Consider the following 3,519-nt stretch of genomic DNA (forward strand, 5'->3'; position numbering starts at 1 on the left):
ATTCTATGAAAAAACTTTCTCTGTTTTGTACATTACAAATGTAGGGTAGAAATGTGCTAAATGCTTTGAATAAAAGTTAATGAAACTTAAAAGTGAAGGGATTGTCGCGATTGATATGACGGTGCGCTGCACCTTGTTAAAATTTCTAATGTGTAGTTCTATAAATATTTCGCAGCTCTGCTGCTACGCCCTAAAAGAGCTTTAGGTGCGGAGTACCATAATATTTATAGAAAATTTGCATGATATCAAAAAAGGTACATCGTACCGTAATATTTAGTTTGTATGAGTGTCTCGGGTTAAAACCCAAGCCAAAAGATCGATTTTAGATGATTTCATCCTTAGTTTTCAACTTTAGCTTGGAGATAAATTAATCTTCGGGTTTTGTTTTTATGAAAATCAATGATTGATTTTGATAGGATAGAAAGATAGATGATATTTATTAGTTGTTTTCTTTAAGTGTAGAAAATGGATTTGTTAGTCAGGAATTTATCCTTATTCATTAGTGTGCATTCTTTTGAACTTTACTTCCTGCTATAAGACAATAAAAATATTTACTATTTTTTTGTTTAGCTTAAATAATTGGCTAAATTCGTTAGAGTGTGAAGGAAAAAATGAGAGAAGTTGGCAAAGAAAAATCTTTTCAGAATCAATCATCATTTGATAAAAGCTCGAAAAAGGATTTTTTAAGCAATTATCATTTAATAAAAGCTTGAAAAACTGATTTTTCAATCAATTATCATTTAATAAAAGTCCGAAAAAGGAATTTTTTGATGAATTATCATTTGATAAAAGCCTGAAAAAGGAATTTTTTAATGAATTATCATTTGATCAAAGCAAAGCAATAGCTTTTCGGATGAAAGAAGTGCTGGAAAACAAGTTTAAAATAATCAATAAGTATTAACTAAAATCACACAGTATGACATTGATTAAGAAAATTGCAATTAACAGTCGCAATGCCGATACTAGCGCATTGTTAAGTCTAATTTTAGCCGCACTTGCAAAGAGCGATTGGAGCACCAATACGTTCTTAACTTCTGTAATTGGTAAGGTAACGGAGTACAATACTTCGTTAACTGAGGCCATAAACCGCTTGAAAACTTATTCGCAAATTGGCGAAAAAGATCTTGTCCGCGATTTGCAAATTCGCTCCTTGTTTAAGTTGGTGGAAGGCTACACTCATATTCCTGTTGCAGAAATAAAAGAAGCTGCCTTGGTGGTTTATAATGTATTGGTACAATATGGATTGGAAATACAACATGAAGACAATGCTGCAGAAACGGCAGAAGTAAATTCCATGTTGAACGATTTAAGCAAGCCTGAAGTTGCAGCTGCCATTGCCAAATTGCAAGGGGTGGCCGAAATTGTAGCAGCTTTAACTGCAGCAGAAAAAGATTTTGAAACCATTGCGCTACAACAAGCCGAAGGCGAAGGAGCCAAGAAAGATTTGGCAACTGCCAGTAAGCTAAAGAAGGCAGCCATTAAAGAAGTAAACGACAACTTGGTAGGCTACATGAACACCATGGCAAAAGTACAACCAGATACTTTCCTATCTACAGCCCAAACCATTGCTGAGTTAATAGAGAATAACAACGAATTGGTGAAGCGCCGCCGCACAAAAAGTGATGAGGAGGTAGAAGCCGAAGCGATATAGAATAAAGAATTGTAATGCAAAAGCTTCCACTGGGGTGGGGCTTTTGTTTTTGGACAATAATTAAGAATGAAATAGGGCGATTTTTATCACTAATTAGTGATGCTTTTTAGATGTAGATAAACAGTGAATAACTAATAGATATGTTTATATTAAAATTTAAACGAATGAATGAACTTATTTTTGGAATTATCCTTCTTATTGCAGGTTTGATCTTAACTACTATCGGTGGTTTTAAGGCGAATGATGGTTGGAATAAGTTAAAAGGTATATCCCAAACGAATGGTGAAGAAACAATTATTGCAAAATTAGATAGTATTCCTAAGAGTATTAATACAAAAAATAAAGAAAATACAGATAAGGTACTTGACGCTATAGAAGAAGTTAAATTAGGTGTTGACGAGATTTCAGCTATGGACGGATCTAATATTAAAACAATCAAATACCCACCTTCTGGAGAATTTGGTACTAATATTCTTGATAAAACTAAAGGAGAATATAAAATTGGAACTCATTCTATGAGAGTTGAAATTCCTAAAGGACAAACTATTGTAGTTAAGGTTTCAGGTAAGAATTGGCAGTTTCCAGTTTTTCAGTCTATACCTGGCTGGAAACACTTTGACCTTAAAACCGACAAAGGAGAAACATCAAGAAAGTTCAAATCGGTAAAAACTGGAATTGTTGATCTTGAAATTTATCTTGTGGACAAAGGCAAAATTGATTTGTCTATTTTTGAAAATGGGTCAGAATTACCAAGCTGGGAAAAAACATTAAAAGTAAATTAATACTTGCGTTCTCAATAGATATAAATGCAATCAAATGAAAAAATACAATACAGCTAATTAATACCTAACATATGCTCTATAGAATTCAAGAATTTTTCATGTCAGCTGGTTTAATAAGAAAAAAGGACTGGGGATATATTTTAATAGTTTCTATACTACTGACTCCTTTATCTGGCACAATAATGTTCATCTATTATTGGATAAGAACCTATAATAAATGGAGGAAATATGATGGATAAAAAAGTTCGGAATTTTTATGTGTTTGTAGCACTTGTATTATTCTTTATTGGATTCACTTATTTTAAGCAATTTAATATTGAATCAAAATCAAATAACTCTGATTTTGAGCCATCTTATAAGCAAAGTTATTTGGAAGGTAATTCAGTTGAGCATTTAGATTCCATTTCTATGATTTATTCAAATTTTAAGTATGGGTTCTCAATGGATTTTCCGAATAACTGGAAAACTGATAGAGGTACATCAGAACATACAGTAATAAGAGGAGTACAATTAGATAGTGCGATTTCATTTTCTATAAACGTTATTGAGTTGAAAGATATGAAATCCCAAGATTTTAATGTTTGGGATTTATGGGATAATAAAAGGTTTGGAATGGAAAGTAATTATCGCAAAATGCTTCCTAAATTGGTTAATACTGATATTTGTAATTTCAGCCCAAGAAAAGTATATGTTAGTAATAGAAAAGCAATTGAAATAAAATTCAACTATACTGTAAGAGAGGTTGATATGGAATTTGAAATGCAGTCTCTATTCTACTCTATATATAAAATGCCTTGCACATATACCGTTGGTTTGCAAGTTCCAAGGGTATTTTATGATGAAAATCCTCAAAAATATAATTACTTAATAAATAAATTTGTGTTGATGAAAACAAAGGATTAGGAATTATAATCGTTTGTTTTTGAATATACAAAACTTCATAAAATTAATCCTTTTTTTAGCGCTTTACCTGAAAGCAAGATATTTCCTACCAAAGAAAAATCCCGAACTCGCAAGTCCGGAATTTTCTCTAACCACTATTTACTAACCTAAATCTAATTCTATGAAAAAACTTTCTCTGTTTTG

The 3,519-nt window shown here is 31.7% G+C and carries 3 protein-coding genes; all 3 read left to right on the forward strand.

Going from position 1 to position 3,519, the window contains the following annotated elements; all coding sequences use genetic code 11:
• Positions 1–916: 916 nt before the first annotated feature.
• The gene (locus tag M0051_RS19450) at positions 917–1,651 is read left to right on the forward strand and encodes a DUF6261 family protein (protein ID WP_306743236.1); all 735 of its coding nucleotides are present in this window, start codon (positions 917–919) and stop codon (positions 1,649–1,651) included.
• A gap of 164 nt (positions 1,652–1,815) precedes the next feature.
• Positions 1,816–2,433, forward strand: coding sequence for a hypothetical protein (locus M0051_RS19455; RefSeq protein WP_306743237.1), 618 nt, complete (start codon positions 1,816–1,818; stop codon positions 2,431–2,433).
• 228 nt (positions 2,434–2,661) lie between these two features.
• Positions 2,662–3,336 (forward strand): hypothetical protein, encoded by a 675-nt coding sequence (locus tag M0051_RS19460; RefSeq protein WP_306743238.1) that lies wholly within the window; start codon positions 2,662–2,664, stop codon positions 3,334–3,336.
• Positions 3,337–3,519: the final 183 nt, after the last annotated feature.

Origin of the sequence: Marinifilum sp. D714 (genome assembly GCF_030851345.1) — a bacterium.
Lineage (GTDB): Bacteria > Bacteroidota > Bacteroidia > Bacteroidales > Marinifilaceae > Marinifilum.